Source organism: Flavonifractor sp. HCP28S3_F3 (genome assembly GCF_052065355.1).
Taxonomy (GTDB): Bacteria; Bacillota; Clostridia; order Oscillospirales; family Oscillospiraceae; genus Flavonifractor.
The window spans coordinates 195,402-211,037 of record NZ_JBQHUF010000001.1; the positions used below are offsets into that span (position 1 = coordinate 195,402).

Annotated in this window: 16 protein-coding genes and 2 riboswitches; of the genes, 8 read left to right on the plus strand and 8 right to left on the minus strand. The window is 59.8% G+C overall.

What is annotated here, in order from left to right; all coding sequences use genetic code 11:
- The first annotated feature begins 1 nt into the window (after nt 1).
- The 7 genes from ACTNB1_RS00990 to ACTNB1_RS01020 all read left to right on the plus strand — a co-directional run bounded on the left by ACTNB1_RS00990 (nt 2) and on the right by ACTNB1_RS01020 (nt 8,789).
- Nucleotides 2-781 carry a dihydroorotate dehydrogenase electron transfer subunit gene (locus ACTNB1_RS00990; protein ID WP_441167422.1) on the plus strand — a complete coding sequence of 260 codons (780 nt, stop codon included), beginning with the start codon at nt 2-4 and terminating at the stop codon, nt 779-781.
- On the plus strand, nt 774-1,691 hold the full coding sequence (locus ACTNB1_RS00995) for a dihydroorotate dehydrogenase (RefSeq protein WP_441167423.1): 918 nt from the start codon (nt 774-776) through the stop codon (nt 1,689-1,691). The genes ACTNB1_RS00990 and ACTNB1_RS00995 overlap by 8 nt, the downstream gene beginning before the upstream one ends.
- Nucleotides 1,692-1,707: 16 nt before the next feature.
- A complete protein-coding gene (locus ACTNB1_RS01000) occupies nt 1,708-2,043 on the plus strand; it encodes a DUF6054 family protein (RefSeq protein ID WP_441167424.1) in 336 nt (111 codons plus the stop codon).
- 41 nt (nt 2,044-2,084) lie between these two features.
- Entirely contained in the window at nt 2,085-3,260 is a 1,176-nt protein-coding gene (locus ACTNB1_RS01005) for a GNAT family N-acetyltransferase (protein WP_441167425.1), read from the plus strand.
- Nucleotide 3,261: 1 nt separating this feature from the next.
- The gene (locus tag ACTNB1_RS01010; protein ID WP_441167426.1) at nt 3,262-5,202 is read left to right on the plus strand and encodes a YgiQ family radical SAM protein; all 1,941 of its coding nucleotides are present in this window, start codon (nt 3,262-3,264) and stop codon (nt 5,200-5,202) included.
- Between the two features lie 123 nt (nt 5,203-5,325).
- A riboswitch (Lysine riboswitch) is annotated at nt 5,326-5,504 on the plus strand.
- 110 nt (nt 5,505-5,614) lie between these two features.
- Nucleotides 5,615-7,096, plus strand: coding sequence for an alanine/glycine:cation symporter family protein (locus ACTNB1_RS01015; protein ID WP_441167427.1), 1,482 nt, complete (start codon nt 5,615-5,617; stop codon nt 7,094-7,096).
- 67 nt (nt 7,097-7,163) lie between these two features.
- Complete coding sequence (locus tag ACTNB1_RS01020) at nt 7,164-8,789, plus strand: amidohydrolase (RefSeq protein WP_441167428.1); 1,626 nt, start codon at nt 7,164-7,166, stop codon at nt 8,787-8,789.
- Between the two features lie 48 nt (nt 8,790-8,837).
- Here ACTNB1_RS01020 and ribH read toward each other — a convergent pair whose 3' ends face one another.
- From ribH to ACTNB1_RS01060, 8 genes are all read right to left on the minus strand, one after another.
- Complete coding sequence (gene ribH, locus ACTNB1_RS01025) at nt 8,838-9,305, minus strand: 6,7-dimethyl-8-ribityllumazine synthase (RefSeq protein ID WP_441167429.1); 468 nt, start codon at nt 9,303-9,305, stop codon at nt 8,838-8,840.
- Nucleotides 9,306-9,327: 22 nt separating this feature from the next.
- Nucleotides 9,328-10,530, minus strand: a complete 1,203-nt coding sequence (locus ACTNB1_RS01030; RefSeq protein WP_441167430.1) for a bifunctional 3,4-dihydroxy-2-butanone-4-phosphate synthase/GTP cyclohydrolase II — start codon at nt 10,528-10,530, stop codon at nt 9,328-9,330.
- 18 nt (nt 10,531-10,548) lie between these two features.
- Nucleotides 10,549-11,196 carry a riboflavin synthase gene (gene ribE, locus ACTNB1_RS01035; RefSeq protein WP_441167431.1) on the minus strand — a complete coding sequence of 216 codons (648 nt, stop codon included), beginning with the start codon at nt 11,194-11,196 and terminating at the stop codon, nt 10,549-10,551.
- Entirely contained in the window at nt 11,177-12,283 is a 1,107-nt protein-coding gene (ribD, locus tag ACTNB1_RS01040; protein ID WP_441167432.1) for a bifunctional diaminohydroxyphosphoribosylaminopyrimidine deaminase/5-amino-6-(5-phosphoribosylamino)uracil reductase RibD, read from the minus strand. The genes ribE and ribD overlap by 20 nt, the downstream gene beginning before the upstream one ends.
- A 155-nt stretch (nt 12,284-12,438) precedes the next feature.
- Nucleotides 12,439-12,553, minus strand: a riboswitch (FMN riboswitch).
- A gap of 78 nt (nt 12,554-12,631) precedes the next feature.
- On the minus strand, nt 12,632-12,877 hold the full coding sequence (locus ACTNB1_RS01045) for a hypothetical protein (RefSeq protein WP_441167433.1): 246 nt from the start codon (nt 12,875-12,877) through the stop codon (nt 12,632-12,634).
- A gap of 128 nt (nt 12,878-13,005) precedes the next feature.
- Nucleotides 13,006-14,052 carry an IS30 family transposase gene (locus ACTNB1_RS01050; RefSeq protein ID WP_441167434.1) on the minus strand — a complete coding sequence of 349 codons (1,047 nt, stop codon included), beginning with the start codon at nt 14,050-14,052 and terminating at the stop codon, nt 13,006-13,008.
- Between the two features lie 58 nt (nt 14,053-14,110).
- Nucleotides 14,111-14,374: a helix-turn-helix domain-containing protein gene (locus tag ACTNB1_RS01055; RefSeq protein ID WP_008981396.1), complete on the minus strand. Its 264-nt coding sequence runs from the start codon at nt 14,372-14,374 to the stop codon at nt 14,111-14,113.
- A 380-nt stretch (nt 14,375-14,754) separates the two neighbouring features.
- Nucleotides 14,755-14,991 (minus strand): helix-turn-helix domain-containing protein, encoded by a 237-nt coding sequence (locus tag ACTNB1_RS01060; protein WP_441167728.1) that lies wholly within the window; start codon nt 14,989-14,991, stop codon nt 14,755-14,757.
- 125 nt (nt 14,992-15,116) lie between these two features.
- Between ACTNB1_RS01060 and ACTNB1_RS01065 the strand changes: the two genes are divergently transcribed.
- Nucleotides 15,117-15,620, plus strand: coding sequence for a DUF4236 domain-containing protein (locus ACTNB1_RS01065; protein WP_441167435.1), 504 nt, complete (start codon nt 15,117-15,119; stop codon nt 15,618-15,620).
- The last annotated feature ends 16 nt before the right edge of the window (nt 15,621-15,636 follow it).

Genomic DNA, 15,636 nt, shown 5'->3' on the forward strand with positions numbered 1-15,636 from the left:
CATGCCCATCGAACAGCTCTGTAAGGTCGTAGAGATGACTCCTCTCAACGACAGTACCTACTGGATGACCCTGGAAGTGGGGAAGATGGTGGAGGAGCAGGGGCTCCGTGCCGGACAGTTCCTCCACGTGGCCTGCGGCGAGGGGCTTCTCCTTCGCCGCCCCATCTCTGTGGCCTGTGTCGTGCCTGATGAGCCGGAGAACACCGCCGCCCTTATCTTTGAGGTGAAGGGTGAGGGTACCCGCTGGCTGGCTCAGCGTAAGGTTGGGGATCAGGTCAATGTGCTGGGCCCCCTGGGCAACGGCTTTACCGTGGAAGACGGCGGACGCTACCTGCTGGTGGGTGGCGGCATCGGTGTACCGCCTCTGCTGGGTTATGCCGAAGCCTTCCATGAAAACACCGTGGCCGTGCTGGGTTTCCGCTCAGCCGACCGGGTGATTCTGGCTGACCGGTATCAGGAGGCCTGTAAAGAGGTATACCTTTGCACGGATGACGGAAGCCTTGGGCGCCATGGCTTTGTGGACGCCCAGGTGAAAGGCATCCTTGAACAGGATAAATCCTTTACAGCTATTCTGGCCTGCGGCCCTAAGCCCATGCTGAAAAACGTGGCCAAGGTGGCGGCGGAATACGGTGTGCCCTGCCAGGTCTCCATGGAAGAGCGGATGGCCTGCGGCGTGGGTGCCTGCCTGGGCTGCGCCATCCAAATGGCCGACGGCACCATGAAGCATGTGTGCAAGGACGGCCCGGTATTTGACGCCAAGGAGGTGGACTGGAATGTCTAAGGTGGATCTGTCCGTCGAGCTGGCGGGCGTACGTCTGAAAAATCCCATCGTGGTGGCTTCCGGCACCTTTGGTTTCGGCCGGGAGTACGGTGAGTTTTATGACCTCAGCGAGTTAGGCGGCATCTGTGCCAAGGGCCTGACCCTTCATCGCCGGGAGGGCAATCCGCCACCCCGCATTGCAGAGACCCCCATGGGCATCCTCAATTCCGTGGGCCTCCAGAACCCCGGTGTGGACGCCTTCATCGAGCATGAACTGCCCGAGCTGCGCAAGCACGACCTGGCGGTGATCGCCAACATCTCCGGCAACACGCCGGAGGAGTACGGCATCATGTGCGAAAAGCTGTCGGCGGCCGGGGTGGATATGATCGAGGTCAATATCTCCTGTCCCAACGTGAAGGCCGGCGGTCTGGCCTACGGCACCAAGCCGGAGCTGGCCGCCGAGGTCACCAAGATGGCCAAGGAGCACGCCACCGTCCCCGTGATGGTGAAGCTCTCTCCCAACGTCACCGACATCACCGAAATTGCCCGCGCAGTAGCAGATGCCGGGGCGGACGCCCTGTCTCTCATCAACACCCTGCGGGGCATGCGGATCGATGTGAATACCCGCCGTCCCATCCTGAAGATGAACACCGGCGGCATGTCCGGCCCCGCCGTGCTGCCTGTGGCAGTGCGGATGGTGTGGGAGGTGGCCAATGCGGTTGACCTGCCTATCCTGGGCATGGGCGGTGTGGCCAAGGGGGAGGATGCGGCCCAGCTGATGCTGGCGGGCGCCTCTGCCGTGGCGGTGGGTACCGCCTGCTTTGCCGATCCCTATGCGCCCATCAAGGTCCGGGAAGGTTTGGCGGAGATCGCCGCCAAGCAGGGCCTTGACAAAGTATCTGACCTGACGGGCGGTGTGCGCCCCTGGTAAAGAAGGAGGAAGGGCAATGGAGAGCACATATTATGTATCCTGTTCCATGGAGCAGTGCAGAGACCTGATTCACAGCGCCATCGTGGATGGCAGCATTACCGGCGAACTGCTGGATCACTATGTGCTCCAGGGCCCCAACGGCCTGAAGTGTGCGGTGATGGTGTATGAAAAGCACTACTGGCGGGCGGGTAACCGCCTGACCCTCACTGTTACCGTCGACAACCTCAGCGGCCGCACCCGGGTACATACCATCGGCGGCGGAGGCGGTGAAGGCCTGTTCCGTTTCGACTGGGGTGCGGCGGAATCCTTTGAGGGCGTGGTACAGGACGCCCTCTCTTCCTACATGCTCTGAGCTCACAGGGCATGTGAATCCCAAAGAGAGCAGGTATTAACATGACAAGAATTTACCTCATCCGTCACGCGGAAGCGGAGGGAAACCTGTATCGCCGTGTCCATGGCTGGTATGACAGCCTGATCACCGACAACGGCTACCGGCAGATCTCCGCTCTGCGGGGGCGGTTTGACAATATTCCCATCGACGCGGTGTATTCCAGCGATCTGTTCCGTACTATGACCACCGCCAAGGCCATCTATGTCTCCCACGGCCTGGAGCTGCATACCCGCTCCGATCTGCGCGAGATCGGCGTAGGGGAGTGGGAGGATGTGCCCTGGGGCGAGCTGTCCCACCGGGACGGGGAGCGGCTGTATGAATTCAACCACAGCTCTCCCAAGTTCCAGGTAGAAGGCAGCGAGACCTTTGCCCAGGTGCAGAAACGGATGCTGGACGCGGTGCGGGATATTGCGGAGAAGCACCCGGACCAGACGGTGGCGCTGTTCTCCCACGGTACCGCCATCCGTTGCCTCCAGGCCGCCATCCGCGGTCTGGGACCGGGCGAGATGGACGGTCTGGGCCACAGCGACAACACCGGTGTCACCTGCCTGACGGTGGACGAGCACGGCATCTGCCGTCTGGTGTTTGAGAACGATAATTCTCACCTGCCAGAGGAAATCTCTACCCTGGCCCGCCAGAAGTGGTGGAAGTCCCGGGAGAGCAGTTTGGCCGACGCCAACCTGTGGTTCCGCCCTCTGGACATGGAGGCGGAAGGTGAATGCTACCGGACTGCCCGGGCGGATGCCTGGCGGGATATCCGCGGAGACGAGATCCCCTGCGACAGTGAAGGCTTCCAGCAGGACGCTCTGCGGTGCTGGAGTCAGGATCCCCAAAAGGCGGTAATGGCCGCCATGCTGGGGGAGGAATTTGCCGGCGTCCTCCAGATGGATCTGGAGCGCTGGGCTGACCAGAGAATTGGCTACATACCCTTTGTGTACATGGCGCCCGACTACCGGAAGAAGGGGCTGGGCGTCCAGCTCATCGGTCAGGCAGTGGCCACCTACCGTCCTCTGGGACGGGATCGTCTCCGGCTGCGCTGCGCACCGGACAATGGGGTTGCCCAGCGGTTTTATAAAAAATATGGGTTCGTGAAGGTCGAGGAGGTCCAGGGAGCCGGCGGCGTGCCGCTGGATCTGATGGAAAAGTACATCGGCTTTGACGCGGACGGATCGAGGTAATATGAACGCATTTCTTCCCGTTTCCAAGGCAGATATGGAGGAGCGTGGCTGGTATTGGTATGATTTTCTTATCATTACCGGCGACGCCTACGTGGATCACCCCTCCTTCGGCCCGGCCATCATTTCCCGGCTTCTGGAGTCGGAAGGGTACCGGGTGGCTATCCTGGCCCAGCCGGATTGGCGCAGGGCGGAATCTTTCGCAGCCCTTGGTCGCCCCCGCCTGGGTGTGATGCTCTCCGCCGGCAATATTGACTCCATGGTGGCCCACTATACCGTGGCCAAGAAGCGTCGGCATGACGACGCCTATTCCCCGGGGAATAAGGCCGGCCTGCGGCCCGACCGGGCGTCGATTGTCTATTCCAATAAAGTACGGGAGGCCTTTGGCAATATCCCTTTGGTCATCGGTGGCCTGGAAGCCTCTCTGCGGCGGTTTGCCCACTACGACTATTGGGAGGACAAGGTGCGCCGCTCGGTGCTGTTTGACAGCCAGGCCGACCTGCTGGTGTATGGCATGGGAGAGACCGCCACGAAGGAGATCGCTGCCCGCCTGGCCTCTGGCACGCCGATTGGAGAGATCAAGGATGTAAAGGGAACTGCCTTTATCGGGAAAACACCCGCAGACTGTGCCTATCCCATGGTGGAGTGTCCCTCTTTTGAGCAGGTGCGTTCTGACAAGCGGCAGTATGCGGTGGCCAATCAGATCCAGTATGAAGAGCATGATCCGGTGCGGGGGAAGGCCATCCTCCAGCGCCATGAGGACAAGCTGCTCATCGTCAATCCTCCCGCCATGCCGCTGACCACGGCGGAGCTGGACTTTGTGGCTGAGCTGCCCTACGTCCGGGAGCCCCACCCCATGTACGACTCCATGGGCGGTGTGCCCGCCATCGAGGAGGTGCGCTTCTCGGTGGCCCACAACCGGGGCTGCTTCGGTGCCTGTAACTTCTGCTCCCTGGCCTTCCACCAGGGGCGGATCATCACCTCTCGCAGCCATGAGAGTGTGCTCCGTGAGGTGGAGGCCCTGACCCATCATCCCGGCTTCAAGGGCTATATCCACGACGTGGGCGGCCCCACCGCCAACTTCCGCCGTCCGGCCTGCAAAAAGCAGATGAAGGCGGGCCTGTGCCGTGGAAAGGCCTGCCTGGCCCCAGAGCCCTGTCCCAACCTGGACGCCGACCACACCGATTATCTGACCCTGTTGCGGAAGATCCGCGCGGTGCCGGGCGTAAAGAAGGTATTCATCCGCTCCGGTATCCGGTTCGACTATATGATGCAGGACAAGAGCGGCGAATTTTTTGCCGAACTGGTAAAGTATCATGTCTCCGGTCAGCTGAAGGTGGCCCCGGAGCACTGTGTGGACGGTGTGCTGGACTACATGGGCAAGCCTCATATTGCGGTATACGAAAAGTTCCGGCAGAAGTATGAACGGCTCAACCAGAAGTACGGAAAAGAGCAGTATCTGGTGCCCTATCTCATGTCCTCCCACCCCGGCTGTACTATGGCCGACGCGGTGCGCTTGGCAGAGTGGCTGAACAAGTCGGGCCGCCAGCCGGAGCAGGTGCAGGACTTTTATCCCACTCCCGGCACCCTGTCCACCTGTATGTACTATACCGGTATCGATCCTCGCACCATGCAGCCGGTGTATGTGCCTAAGGACCCCCACGAGAAGGCCATGCAGCGGGCGCTGATGCAGTGGAAACGGCCTGAAAAGCGCCCTCTGGTGCGGGAGGCCCTCCATGTGGCCCACCGGGAGGATTTGATCGGCTACGGCAAGGAATGTCTCCTGCGTCCTGCCAGCCGGAAGCCGGAGGGAGAGCCCCGCCGGAAGGGGAAGGAGCCGGAGCGGCCCAGCCGTCCGGAAAAGAAAGCCCGCCCGGTAAAAAAGGCGGGTTGGGCAGCTGCCAAACCCAAAAAGAACGCCCGCCCCAAGAAAAAACGAGGCTGAATTGAAATATTATAGTCCCGATCCGAAAATAATTTTTGTATGAAAATACAAAAAATAGGATATTCTCTCAAAAATGGGTTGACAGAGAAACTGGGGTGGGCTATGATAATGGGCAATCGAATACCGCACAATAGAGGCGCGGACTGCAAGAGTACCGCCGGGTGAGGCCTGCCGGCCCAGGACCCCGTCGGAAAAGGGTATTCCGCCGAAATTTCGCCTGATGCGGCAGCGAAGGCGTTGTTGGGGTGCAGCCTAACAGACTGCACACTCTCACTTGTATAAGTGATGGCGCTATTGGTGTTTGCGAGTATAGGCCAAGGGACCGTAATGCAAATTCCAGCGTTACGGTCTTTTTTTTCGCGTTCCAACGGAATTGTGCTGGTATTGAGAACAATATGGGAGGTTTTCAACTATGAGCCAATTTCTGAACGCACTGAACAATTTCATCTGGGGTCCACCCCTCATCATTTTGATGATCGTCACGGGTACGTATTTTACCATAAGGTCGGGGTTCTTTCAGGTACGTCATCTGGGCTATATCTTTCACCGTACGCTTGGCCGTCTGTTTCACCATGATGAAGAGCCCGGTGAGGAGAAGGGCCTGCTGACGCCCTATGAGGCCATTGCCACCGCCGTAGGCGGCTCGGTAGGCTTCGGTAACATCGCCGGCGTGGCCACCGCTGTTACCACCGGCGGCCCCGGCGCGGTGTTCTGGATGTGGCTGACCGCTTTCCTGGGCATGCTCATCAAGCAGGTGGAGGTGTCGCTGGCGGTGTACTACCGCCGTACCGATGAAAACGGCGTCCCCTACGGCGGCCCGACCTACTACATGGAGCGGGGTCTGGGTGAGGAGCGCCACTGGGGTAAGCTGTGGATGCCGCTGGCCTTTATCTTCGGTATCGGCATCTTCTCCACCTTCTTCATCAGCGCCTCTACTTACACCACCTCTGAGGTGGTGGCCCAGTCTCTGGGCATCCCCCAGGCCATTGCAGCCCTCATCATCGTGTGCATCCTCTATGTGATGATCTGGGGCGGCGTGAAGAAGCTGGGTCAGATCCTCACCAAGCTGGTGCCCGTCATGAGCCTGTCCTATCTGATCCTGGGCCTGGTCATCATTGTGATGCACTATGAAAACATCCTGCCCACTCTGGGTGCTATTTTCAGCCAGGCTTTCACCGGCAGCGCCGCTGTGGGTGGTTTCGCAGGTGCCACGGTGGCTCAGGTTATTTCTACCGGCATGGCCCGCAGCGTCTACTCCAACGAGGCCGGCTGGGGCTCCAGCCCCATGGTGCACGCCTCCAGTAAGACCCGCCACCCCATTGAGCAGGGCCTCTGGGGCTCCTTCGAGGTGTTTGTGGACACCTTCATCGTATGTACCATCACCGCACTGACGGTGCTGGTGTCCGGCGAGTGGACCAGCGGCGCCACCAACGCTACCCTGGCCCTTAACGTCTTTACCAATAACTTCGGTGCCTTCGGTACCGTTGTGCTGACCCTCATCATGATCGTCTTTTCTGTCACCACCTCCGGCGGCTGGTATGCCTACTACGAGGCGGTGCTCCGTCACCTGGCCAAGAACCATCCCAACGTGAAGAAGTACCTGCTCATCGTGTTCAAGTACTTTTACGCTGTGCCGCCCTTTGTGCTCACCCTGTACCTGATCTATGTGGGCGACCTGAGCATCTGGACCCTGGTGGACATCACCAGCGGCATCCCCACCTTTATCAATGTGGCGGTCATCCTGATCCTGTCCGGCCAGTACTTCAAGCTGCTGAAGGACTACAAGGCCCGGTACATGCACATCGGCGAGGTGCTTCCCGACGCGGTCATCTTCTACGAGGACAAGCCCGAAGTAAAGGCTGCGCTGGCAGCGGAAAAAGCACAGAAGCAGTAAGATACAGGACAGTTCGGCCGGGGCATTGCCGCCCCGGCCGCCGTCCGTGCAGGAAGGGAGTATCATCATGCGAACCATTTATTACGGCGGGCAGGTGTATACCGGTAGTCTGCCCCTTGCGGAGGCCTTTGCTGTGGAGGATGGCCGATTTGTCTTTGTCGGCACCAACCAGGAGGCCATGGCCCTGGCGGAAGAGGGCGGGGAGACGGTTGATCTGCAGGGGCAGTTCGTCTGCGCCGGCTTCAACGATTCCCACATGCACCTGCTCAACTACGGCTATGCCCTGCAGGTGGCCGACCTGTCCTCCAATACTGGATCTTTGGCCCAGGTGCTGGACACCATGCGGGCCTTTTTGAAGGAGAAGGGCTTTGCTCCCGGCCAGTGGGTGCGGGGCAGAGGCTGGAACCACGATTATTTCACCGACGAGCCCCGGTTCCCCAACCGGCATGATCTGGACAAGGTGAGTACCGAGCACCCCGTGTGCATCGTGCGCACCTGCGGCCATACCTGCGTGGTAAATACCAAGGCGCTGGAGCTGATCGGCGTCACGGCGGACACCCCCCAGCCGGAGGGCGGCTGCTTTGAACTGGGAGAGGATGGCCAGCCCAACGGTGTGTTCCGGGAGAACGGCATGGACCTGGTCTACGAAAAGCTGCCTCGTCCCGGCGTAGAAGAGCTGAAGGCCATGCTGCTGGACGCCCAGGCTCATCTCAATTCCTACGGCGTCACCTCCTGCCAGACCGACGACTTTACCGCCTTTGCCAACGTGGACTGGCATGACATCATGGAGGCCTACCGCCAGTTGGAGGCGGAGGGCAAGATGACCGTGCGCATGGCCCAGCAGGCCCAACTCACCACGGTGGAGGATCTGGAAGGCTTCCTGGCCGAGGGCTACAACACTGGCTGGGGCGACGAGTGGGTAAAGGTCGGTCCGCTGAAGATCCTGGGCGACGGTTCCCTGGGCGCCCGCAGCGCCTATCTCAGCCGGGATTATGCCGACAAGCCCGGCTATCGTGGTATCCCCATCTATACCCAGCAGCAGTTTGATGATCTTATCGGCTGCGCCAACCGCCACGGTATGCAGGTGGCAGTCCACGCCATCGGCGACGGAATCCTGGACCGGGTCCTCAGCGCCTACAAGAAGGCTCTGGCGGAGCATCCCCGGGACGACCACCGCCACGGCGTGGTCCACTGCCAGATCACTCGCCCCGATCAGCTGGCGGACTTTGCCTCCCTCCACCTGCACGCCTATGTCCAGCCCATTTTCCTGGACTATGATATTCACATGGTGGAGCAGCGGGTGGGTCCTGAGCTGGCCGCTACTAGCTACGCCTTCCGCACGCTGATGGATTCCGGTGTGTGGACTTCCTCGGGCACCGACTGCCCTGTGGAGCTGCCCCGTGCCCTGGCCTGCATCCAGTGCGCCGTCACCCGCCGTACTCTGAAGGACCGGGTGGGGCCCTATCTGCCTGAAGAGGCCCTGACGGTGCAGCAGGCCATCGACAGCTACACCATCCACAGCGCCCACGCCACCTTTGAGGAGGACAGCAAGGGCCGCATCGCGCCGGGCTACCTGGCAGACTTTGTGGTGCTGGGAGGCAATCCCTTTGAGGTTGATCCCTACTCCATCGGAGACATCCCCGTCCTCGCCACCTATGCGGGCGGGCACTGCGTCTATCAAGTCAACAGATAACAAAAATGGCCGCCAATTGGCGGCCATTTTTTTGTTGCGGAAAGAGGCTCAGCAGCCCATTTCCCGGATCAGGTTGACCATCTCGATGGCGCCCTCGGCGCACTCAGAGCCCTTGTTGCCTGCCTTGGAGCCGGCACGCTCAATGGCCTGCTCGATATTCTCGGTGGTGAGGACGCCGAACATCACCGGGATGCCGGTCTCCAGGGAGACGGCGGCAATGCCCTTGGACACCTCGTTACACACATAGTCATAGTGGCTGGTGGAGCCCCGGATGACAGCGCCCAGGCAGATCACCGCGTCGTACCTGCCGCTCTTGGCCATTTTGGAGGCGATGAGGGGGATCTCAAAGGCACCGGGGACCCAGGCCACCTGGATGTCCTCTTCCTTTACATTGTGACGCAGCAGTCCGTCCATGGCGCCGCTGAGCAGCTTGGAGGTAATGAATTCGTTGAACCGGGCCACCACGATGCCCACCTTGATGTTGCTGGATACCAGTTTTCCTTCAAATGTCTTCATAATAAGATCTCCTCTCATTTATTTAATAAGTAAGGATGTGTCCCATCCGTTCCTGCTTGGTCTTTAGGTAGAACAGGTCGTAGTCATTGGCGTCCATCTGGATGGGCACCCGCTGGGTGATCTCCAGGCCGAACTCGGAGAGCTGATAGACCTTGTCCGGGTTGTTGGTCAGCAGCCGCATGGTGCGCACGCCCAGATCCCGCAGGATCTGCGCTCCGGTCCAGTACTCCCGCAGGTCGGGGGCGAAGCCCAGCTCCACATTGGCGTCCACGGTGTCGAAGCCCTTCTCCTGGAGGGCATATGCCTTCAGCTTGTTGATAAGGCCGATGCCACGGCCCTCCTGCCGCATGTAGAGGACCACACCCCGACCCTCTTTCTCGATCTGCATCATGGCCGCGGCCAGCTGCTGACCGCAGTCGCAGCGGCAGGAGCCGAACACGTCTCCAGTGAGGCACTCGGAGTGGACCCGGCAGAGCACATCCTGTCCATCCCCAATGTCGCCTTTCACCAGAGCCACATGGTGCTCCCCGGTCAGGTCGTTGGTGTAGCCGTAGATCCGGAACTGGCCGTAGCGGGTGGGCATTTCTGCCACAGCCTCCCGCACCACGTGCTTGTCGTGGAGGCGGCAGTAGTCCTGCAGAGCCTTGATGGTGATGATCTTCAGACCCCACTCTTTGGCCTTTTCCAGCAGCTCGGAGGTGCGCATCATGGTGCCGTCGTCCCGCATGATCTCACAGCACAGGCCGCACTGTGCCAGACCGGCCAGCCGACAGAGATCCACCGTGGCCTCGGTGTGGCCGTTGCGGGTAAGCACGCCGCCCCGGCGGGCCACCAGCGGGAACACATGGCCCGGACGGCGCAGGTCCTCCGGCCGGGTGGACGGATCCACACACATCCGGCAGGTGAAGCCACGCTCCTCGGCGGAGATGCCGGTGGTGGTCTTGACGTGGTCGATGGAGATAGTGAAAGCAGTCTGATGGTTGTCGGTGTTGACCTTCACCATCTGTTCCAGCTGGAGCCGGTCGGCCAGCTCCTGACTCATGGGGGTGCAGATAAGGCCCTTGGCATGCATGGCCATAAAATTGACGTTCTCTGTGGTGGCAAACTGGGCGGCGCAGATCATGTCGCCCTCATTTTCCCGGTCCGGGTCGTCGATGGAGATGATGATGCGGCCTGCCCGCAGTTCCTCCAGCGCCTCTTCGACTGTACAGAACAATTCTTCCATAATTAACGTCCTCCTCGCTTAAAATCCGTTCCTGGCCAGAAAATCCAGGGTGATCCCGCCGGACGCCCGGGCTTCCGGGGCGGGCTTGAGCAGTTTCTCTACATATTTGCCAATGATGTCGGTCTCCAGGTTCACCAGATCCCCTTCCTTGCGGTCCCGCAGCACGGTTTGCGCCACCGTGTGAGGGATGGCGGAGATGGCGAACCGGTCGTCCTCCACCCGGGCCACCGTCAGGCTGATACCGTCCACGGCGATGGAGCCCTTTTCCACGATGTACCGCAGCACCTGAGGTGCGGCCTGGATGGTGTACCAGATGGCGTTGTCATCTTTTTGTACCTCCGCGACCCGGCCGGTGCCGTCAATGTGTCCGGCCACGATGTGTCCGCCGAACCGGCCGTCAGCAGCCATGGCCCGCTCCAGATTGACGGCGCTCCCGCGCTTGAGCTGCGCCAGGGAGGAGCGATCCAACGTCTCATGCATCACATCGGCGGTAAACCGGTCGGTGGAGAGGGTAGTGACCGTCAGGCAAACACCGTTCACCGCAATGCTGTCTCCGATCTTGGTGCCCTCCAGCACCGTTTTGGCCCGGATAGTGAGTATGGCAGACTGACGCCCTCGTTGGATGCCCTCCACCTGGCCCATCTCTTCAACGATTCCCGTGAACATCCGGGACCACCTCGCTTTCTATGAGAAAATCCTCACCAATTTGTGTGACAGTGCTGTGCGTCAGCCGGATCGCCTGAGACATCAGCGAAATTCCGGTCCCCTCCACCGGGGTCTTGGCTTCCTTTCCTCCTGCCAGTTTGGGCGCAATATAGGTCAGCACTTTCTGGACGATACCCTGCTCCAAAGCCGCCCAGTTCAGGGTGCCGCCGCCTTCCAACAGGATACTGTCGATCTCCCGCCGGCCCAGTTCATCCATCAGCCAGTTCAGGTCCACGTGACCGTCACGCTCCGGACCGGTCAGCACCTGGCAGCCTGCCGCCTCATAGGCCGCTCGCTTCTTCGGGTCTGTACAGCAGGTGGCCAGCAGGGTAGGGGAGTCCTTGGCGGTGGTCACCACCTGGGCAGTAAGAGGAGTGCGGAGCTGGGTGTCACAGATGATGCGCGTTGGGTTTCGCCCGCCGGGGATACGGCAGGTGAGAAGTGGATCGTCAGCCAGCACGGTGCCTATCCCCACCATAATGCCGGTATATCGGTGGCGCAGCTGCTGGACATGGGCCCGGGCCTCCGCGCCTGTGACCCATTTGGAGTCCCCGGTATAGGCGGCGATCTTGCCGTCCAGGGTCATGGCATATTTCATCACCACATAGGGGCGTTTGGTACGGATGTAGTGGAAAAAAACCTCATTCAGCTTCACACATTCGTCTTCCAGTACGTGCTCTGTGATCTCCACGCCGGCCTGCCGCAGCAGGGCCAGCCCTTTGCCCGCCACCAGAGGGTTGGGGTCACCCGAGCCTACCACCACCCGACGGATGCCTGCGTCCAGAATTGCCTGGGTGCAGGGGGGCTGTCTCCCGTAGTGGCAGCAGGGCTCCAGGGTAACGTATATCGTAGACCCCTGGGGGGATTCGGTACAGGCGGCCAGGGCATTGCGCTCGGCGTGCGGCTGACCGCATTTCTCGTGCCAGCCCTGTCCAATGATCCGGCCTTCTTTTACGATCACCGCCCCAACCATGGGATTGGGGGAGGCCCAGCCTACCCCTCGTTTGGCCAGCTCCAGGGCCAGAGCCATATAGTCCCGGTCCTCCATGGCATCATCTCCAAAAAACAAAAATTGCCCTGAACCATTTGTTCAGGGCAATCAAAAAGGCCGCACAAAACAGCTTCTGTGCAAACAAAAAACTCTGGGATGTTTTCACATACCAGAGCAATCGCAAAGTCCGCAGAATAAATATCCTGCATGGCAACGATCTTCTTTCATCCAGACTGTACTGTCGGCTTCGGAATCACACCGAATCATGCCTTACGGCTCGTGGGCTATACCACCGGTAGGGACTTTCACCCTGCCCTGAAGATCTGATTCAATTGACGGGATAAGTATACGCCGTCGGTACCCCGTTGTCAAGAGGATACCGACGGCATAAGGAAAAGTTTTCCGTCAGCGCACGGCGTTCTTTACACCGTTCGTCACATCCTTGGCTGCGTCGCCGATACCGTCGGCGATATCCTTTCCGGCCTCGCCAATATCGTCCATGATGCCCTCGGGCGTGGAGGTGACCTCCGGCATGGGACTGGAGGAGATCATAGGCGTGGGGCTGACGGTCTCGGGCACATTGGGCTTACAGGCCGCCAGCGGGAGCATCAGAGCAAAGGCCAATACAAGAAAAGTCAAATTCCGTTTCATTTCGGTCCTCCTGTTGTTTCAATGGGCTGCAAAAGTTAGTGTGGGCGGACAAAAGAAAACTATGCAAAAATTTTTTGCCTATTTTGCCGTTTGTCAAGAGTAAATGCACAAAAAAGCAAAAATATTTTTTATGAGGCCAGAATGAGGGCGATTTCTTCCCGGAAAAGCTGCTCGGAGCACAGATAACCGAACATTTTGCGGGGGTAGTTGTTCAGCCAGTCCTCGATCCGCTTGGTCTCCTCGTAGGAGACCGTGCTCAGGTCGGTGCCCTTCGGCAGGTGCCGACGTATGAGACCGTTCTGGTTCTCATTGGATCCGCGCTCGCTCGGCCGGTACGGGTGGCAGTAGTAGACCTCGGTGCGAGGGCCTCGGCCGGTGATGCTGCGCTCGATCCCGGCGGCGTCGGCAAACTCGCAGCCATTGTCGCAGGTGATGGATCTGAATACCTTCGGGAACAGGTCGCCGTACTTGGCCTCGAGCCCGTCAATCGCAGCGACGACGCTGGCGGCCGTCTTGTCCGGCGACGGTATAATGAGCTCCCAGCGCGTTTTCCGCTCGGTCATCACGATGTAGGTGTTGCTGACGCCTTGGCAGCTTTCGACGCTGTCCATCTCCCAGTGACCGAAGGTGCTGCGGTCGTTGATATGCTCGGGGCGATCCTCGATGCTCCGGCCGGCAGGCTTGCGGGGCATGGATCCGGCCGGGCGCTCTGGCTGGTGGCGCTTGCCGTGTTGCGGCAGCATGGAGACGGTCAGCTCGTCGCCGAAGATCTCGCCGCGGATGTAGTTGTAAGCGGTGCTTGCGCAGATGTGGGTCTTGAAGGGCCAGCCCTTGACCTCAGCCTCGCCGATCGCAGCCTCCGGGCTGTACTTCTCGTCGCGGATCTTGGCGATCAGGTAGTCGGCCAGCTCGTAGTCGTTGCCGATCTTCAGCTCCGGCCCCTTGGCGCGGAGGTTGGCCTCATAGCGGGCCTGTGCGCCTTCGGGGTTGTATCTGGTCTCGGTGGTGTAGTCGCTGTTGAGGTGCTCATAGGTGCACCGCTTCAGCTCCCGGTAGATGGTCGTATGATGGACGCCGAGCTCTTTGGCGATGTCTGTCGGCTTCATTCCTGCGCGGATGAAGGCGTCGAGCTGGATGCGCTTGGTCGGCGTCAGATGGCTCCAGTGCTGTCCCATTGTGTTCCCCTCCGTGATAAAAGAAAAGGGGCGGCCCGCCGGCCGCCCCTTCTGTGTGTCAGTGTTCCTCGTACTTTTTCAGGAGCTCGAGCGTCTCCTCGTCTGTGATGATGTCGGCCAGCCTGCACTCCAGCGCGTTGCAGATCTTCAGCAGCGTCGGCAGCTTCGCGCCGTTGATGTCCCGGGCGCCGCGCTCGTACTGCTGGAGCACCTGCACCTTTATCCCGGCCAGATCGGCGAGCTGAGACTGAGACAGGCCGGCAGCCTTGCGGAGCTTTTGCAGCCCCTCGCTTTTGTAGGTCACTTTGATCGAGATGTCCATGTTGTTCCTCCCGCTTGACTTTGCCGTGGTTTCGTGGTTATAATGAAAAGGAACGGCGGGCGGGATTTTTCCCGCCGTCCTTCGACCTTACTGCTTGGGCTTTTGGTTCGGCTTTATTGTGATCGTAATGGTGGCAACCTGTTCACACTTTAGAGCCTGTTCCAGCAGCTCGAGCAGTTTTTTCATCTGCTCAGCATCCACGGCTTTGCCTCCTTTCCGCGGTTTTGCTCTCCTTTCTTTCTGTACTCGGCTATCCCTTGCCTGTGATTATATTATAGAGCATTTGCTCTATAATGTCAAGCATAATTCGGCAGATTTTCAACATTTTCCCGCGTTTTTCCACAAAAAAAGCCGCACGGCGTCGCTGCCGTGCGGTTTTCTCATTCTTTCCCGAGCAGGTGGTTGATGGTGGTGCCGAGAGCGGTCGCCAGATAGTACAGCTCGTAGTCAGCGACGACTCTGCTGCCGTTTTCGATCCGGCTGATGACCTTCTGCGTGACGTCCAGCCCGATGATCTGGAGCTTGTAGGCGAGCTGTTCCTGTGACAGGTTTGCCCGCAGCCGCTCCTCCCTGACTCTCTCCCCGGAGATGTTGCACCTGCCGTCTGGTTTGTATATTTTCGCAGCCCTCGCCTCCCTTTATGCTAAAGATGACTATGCAATATTGACTTTACCAGTTTTGGCGTGGTAATATTATGCCAAAGATGACTAAACGCTAAAAAGCGCACATAGGAGGGAAAAGCATGGGTACAAGGTTTAGACGCAGCTTTAAGGTGGCCCCGGGTGTCCGGGTAAACCTGAACAAAAAGAGCGCGAGCATCAGCTTCGGCCCGAAGGGTCTGAAGCACACGGTCAGCACGACGGGGAAAAGCCACACGACCGTCGGGATCCCCGGGACGGGTCTGTCATATACGACGAGCTCCGGCGGGAAGTCCGGCGCGCAGCAGGGCGCGGTCAGCGTCCCCGCAGCGCAGCGGCCGACGTCGCCGAAAAGCAAGACGGTGGCGCTGCTGCTGTGCATCTTTCTCGGCTTCTTCGGTGTCCATCGGTTCTATGTCGGGAAAACCGGCACAGGCGTCATCTGGCTGCTGACGGCCGGGGCCTGCGGGATCGGCTGGTTGGTCGATATTTTCACCATCCTGCTCGGCGGTTTCTATGACTCCGAGGGCCGTGTACTGCGGTTCCGGCCCACAGAGGCCGATCTCGCCGCTGCCGGTGAAGCGCCGGATCCTGACGCCGAGGAGTAAAGCCCTACATAACAGA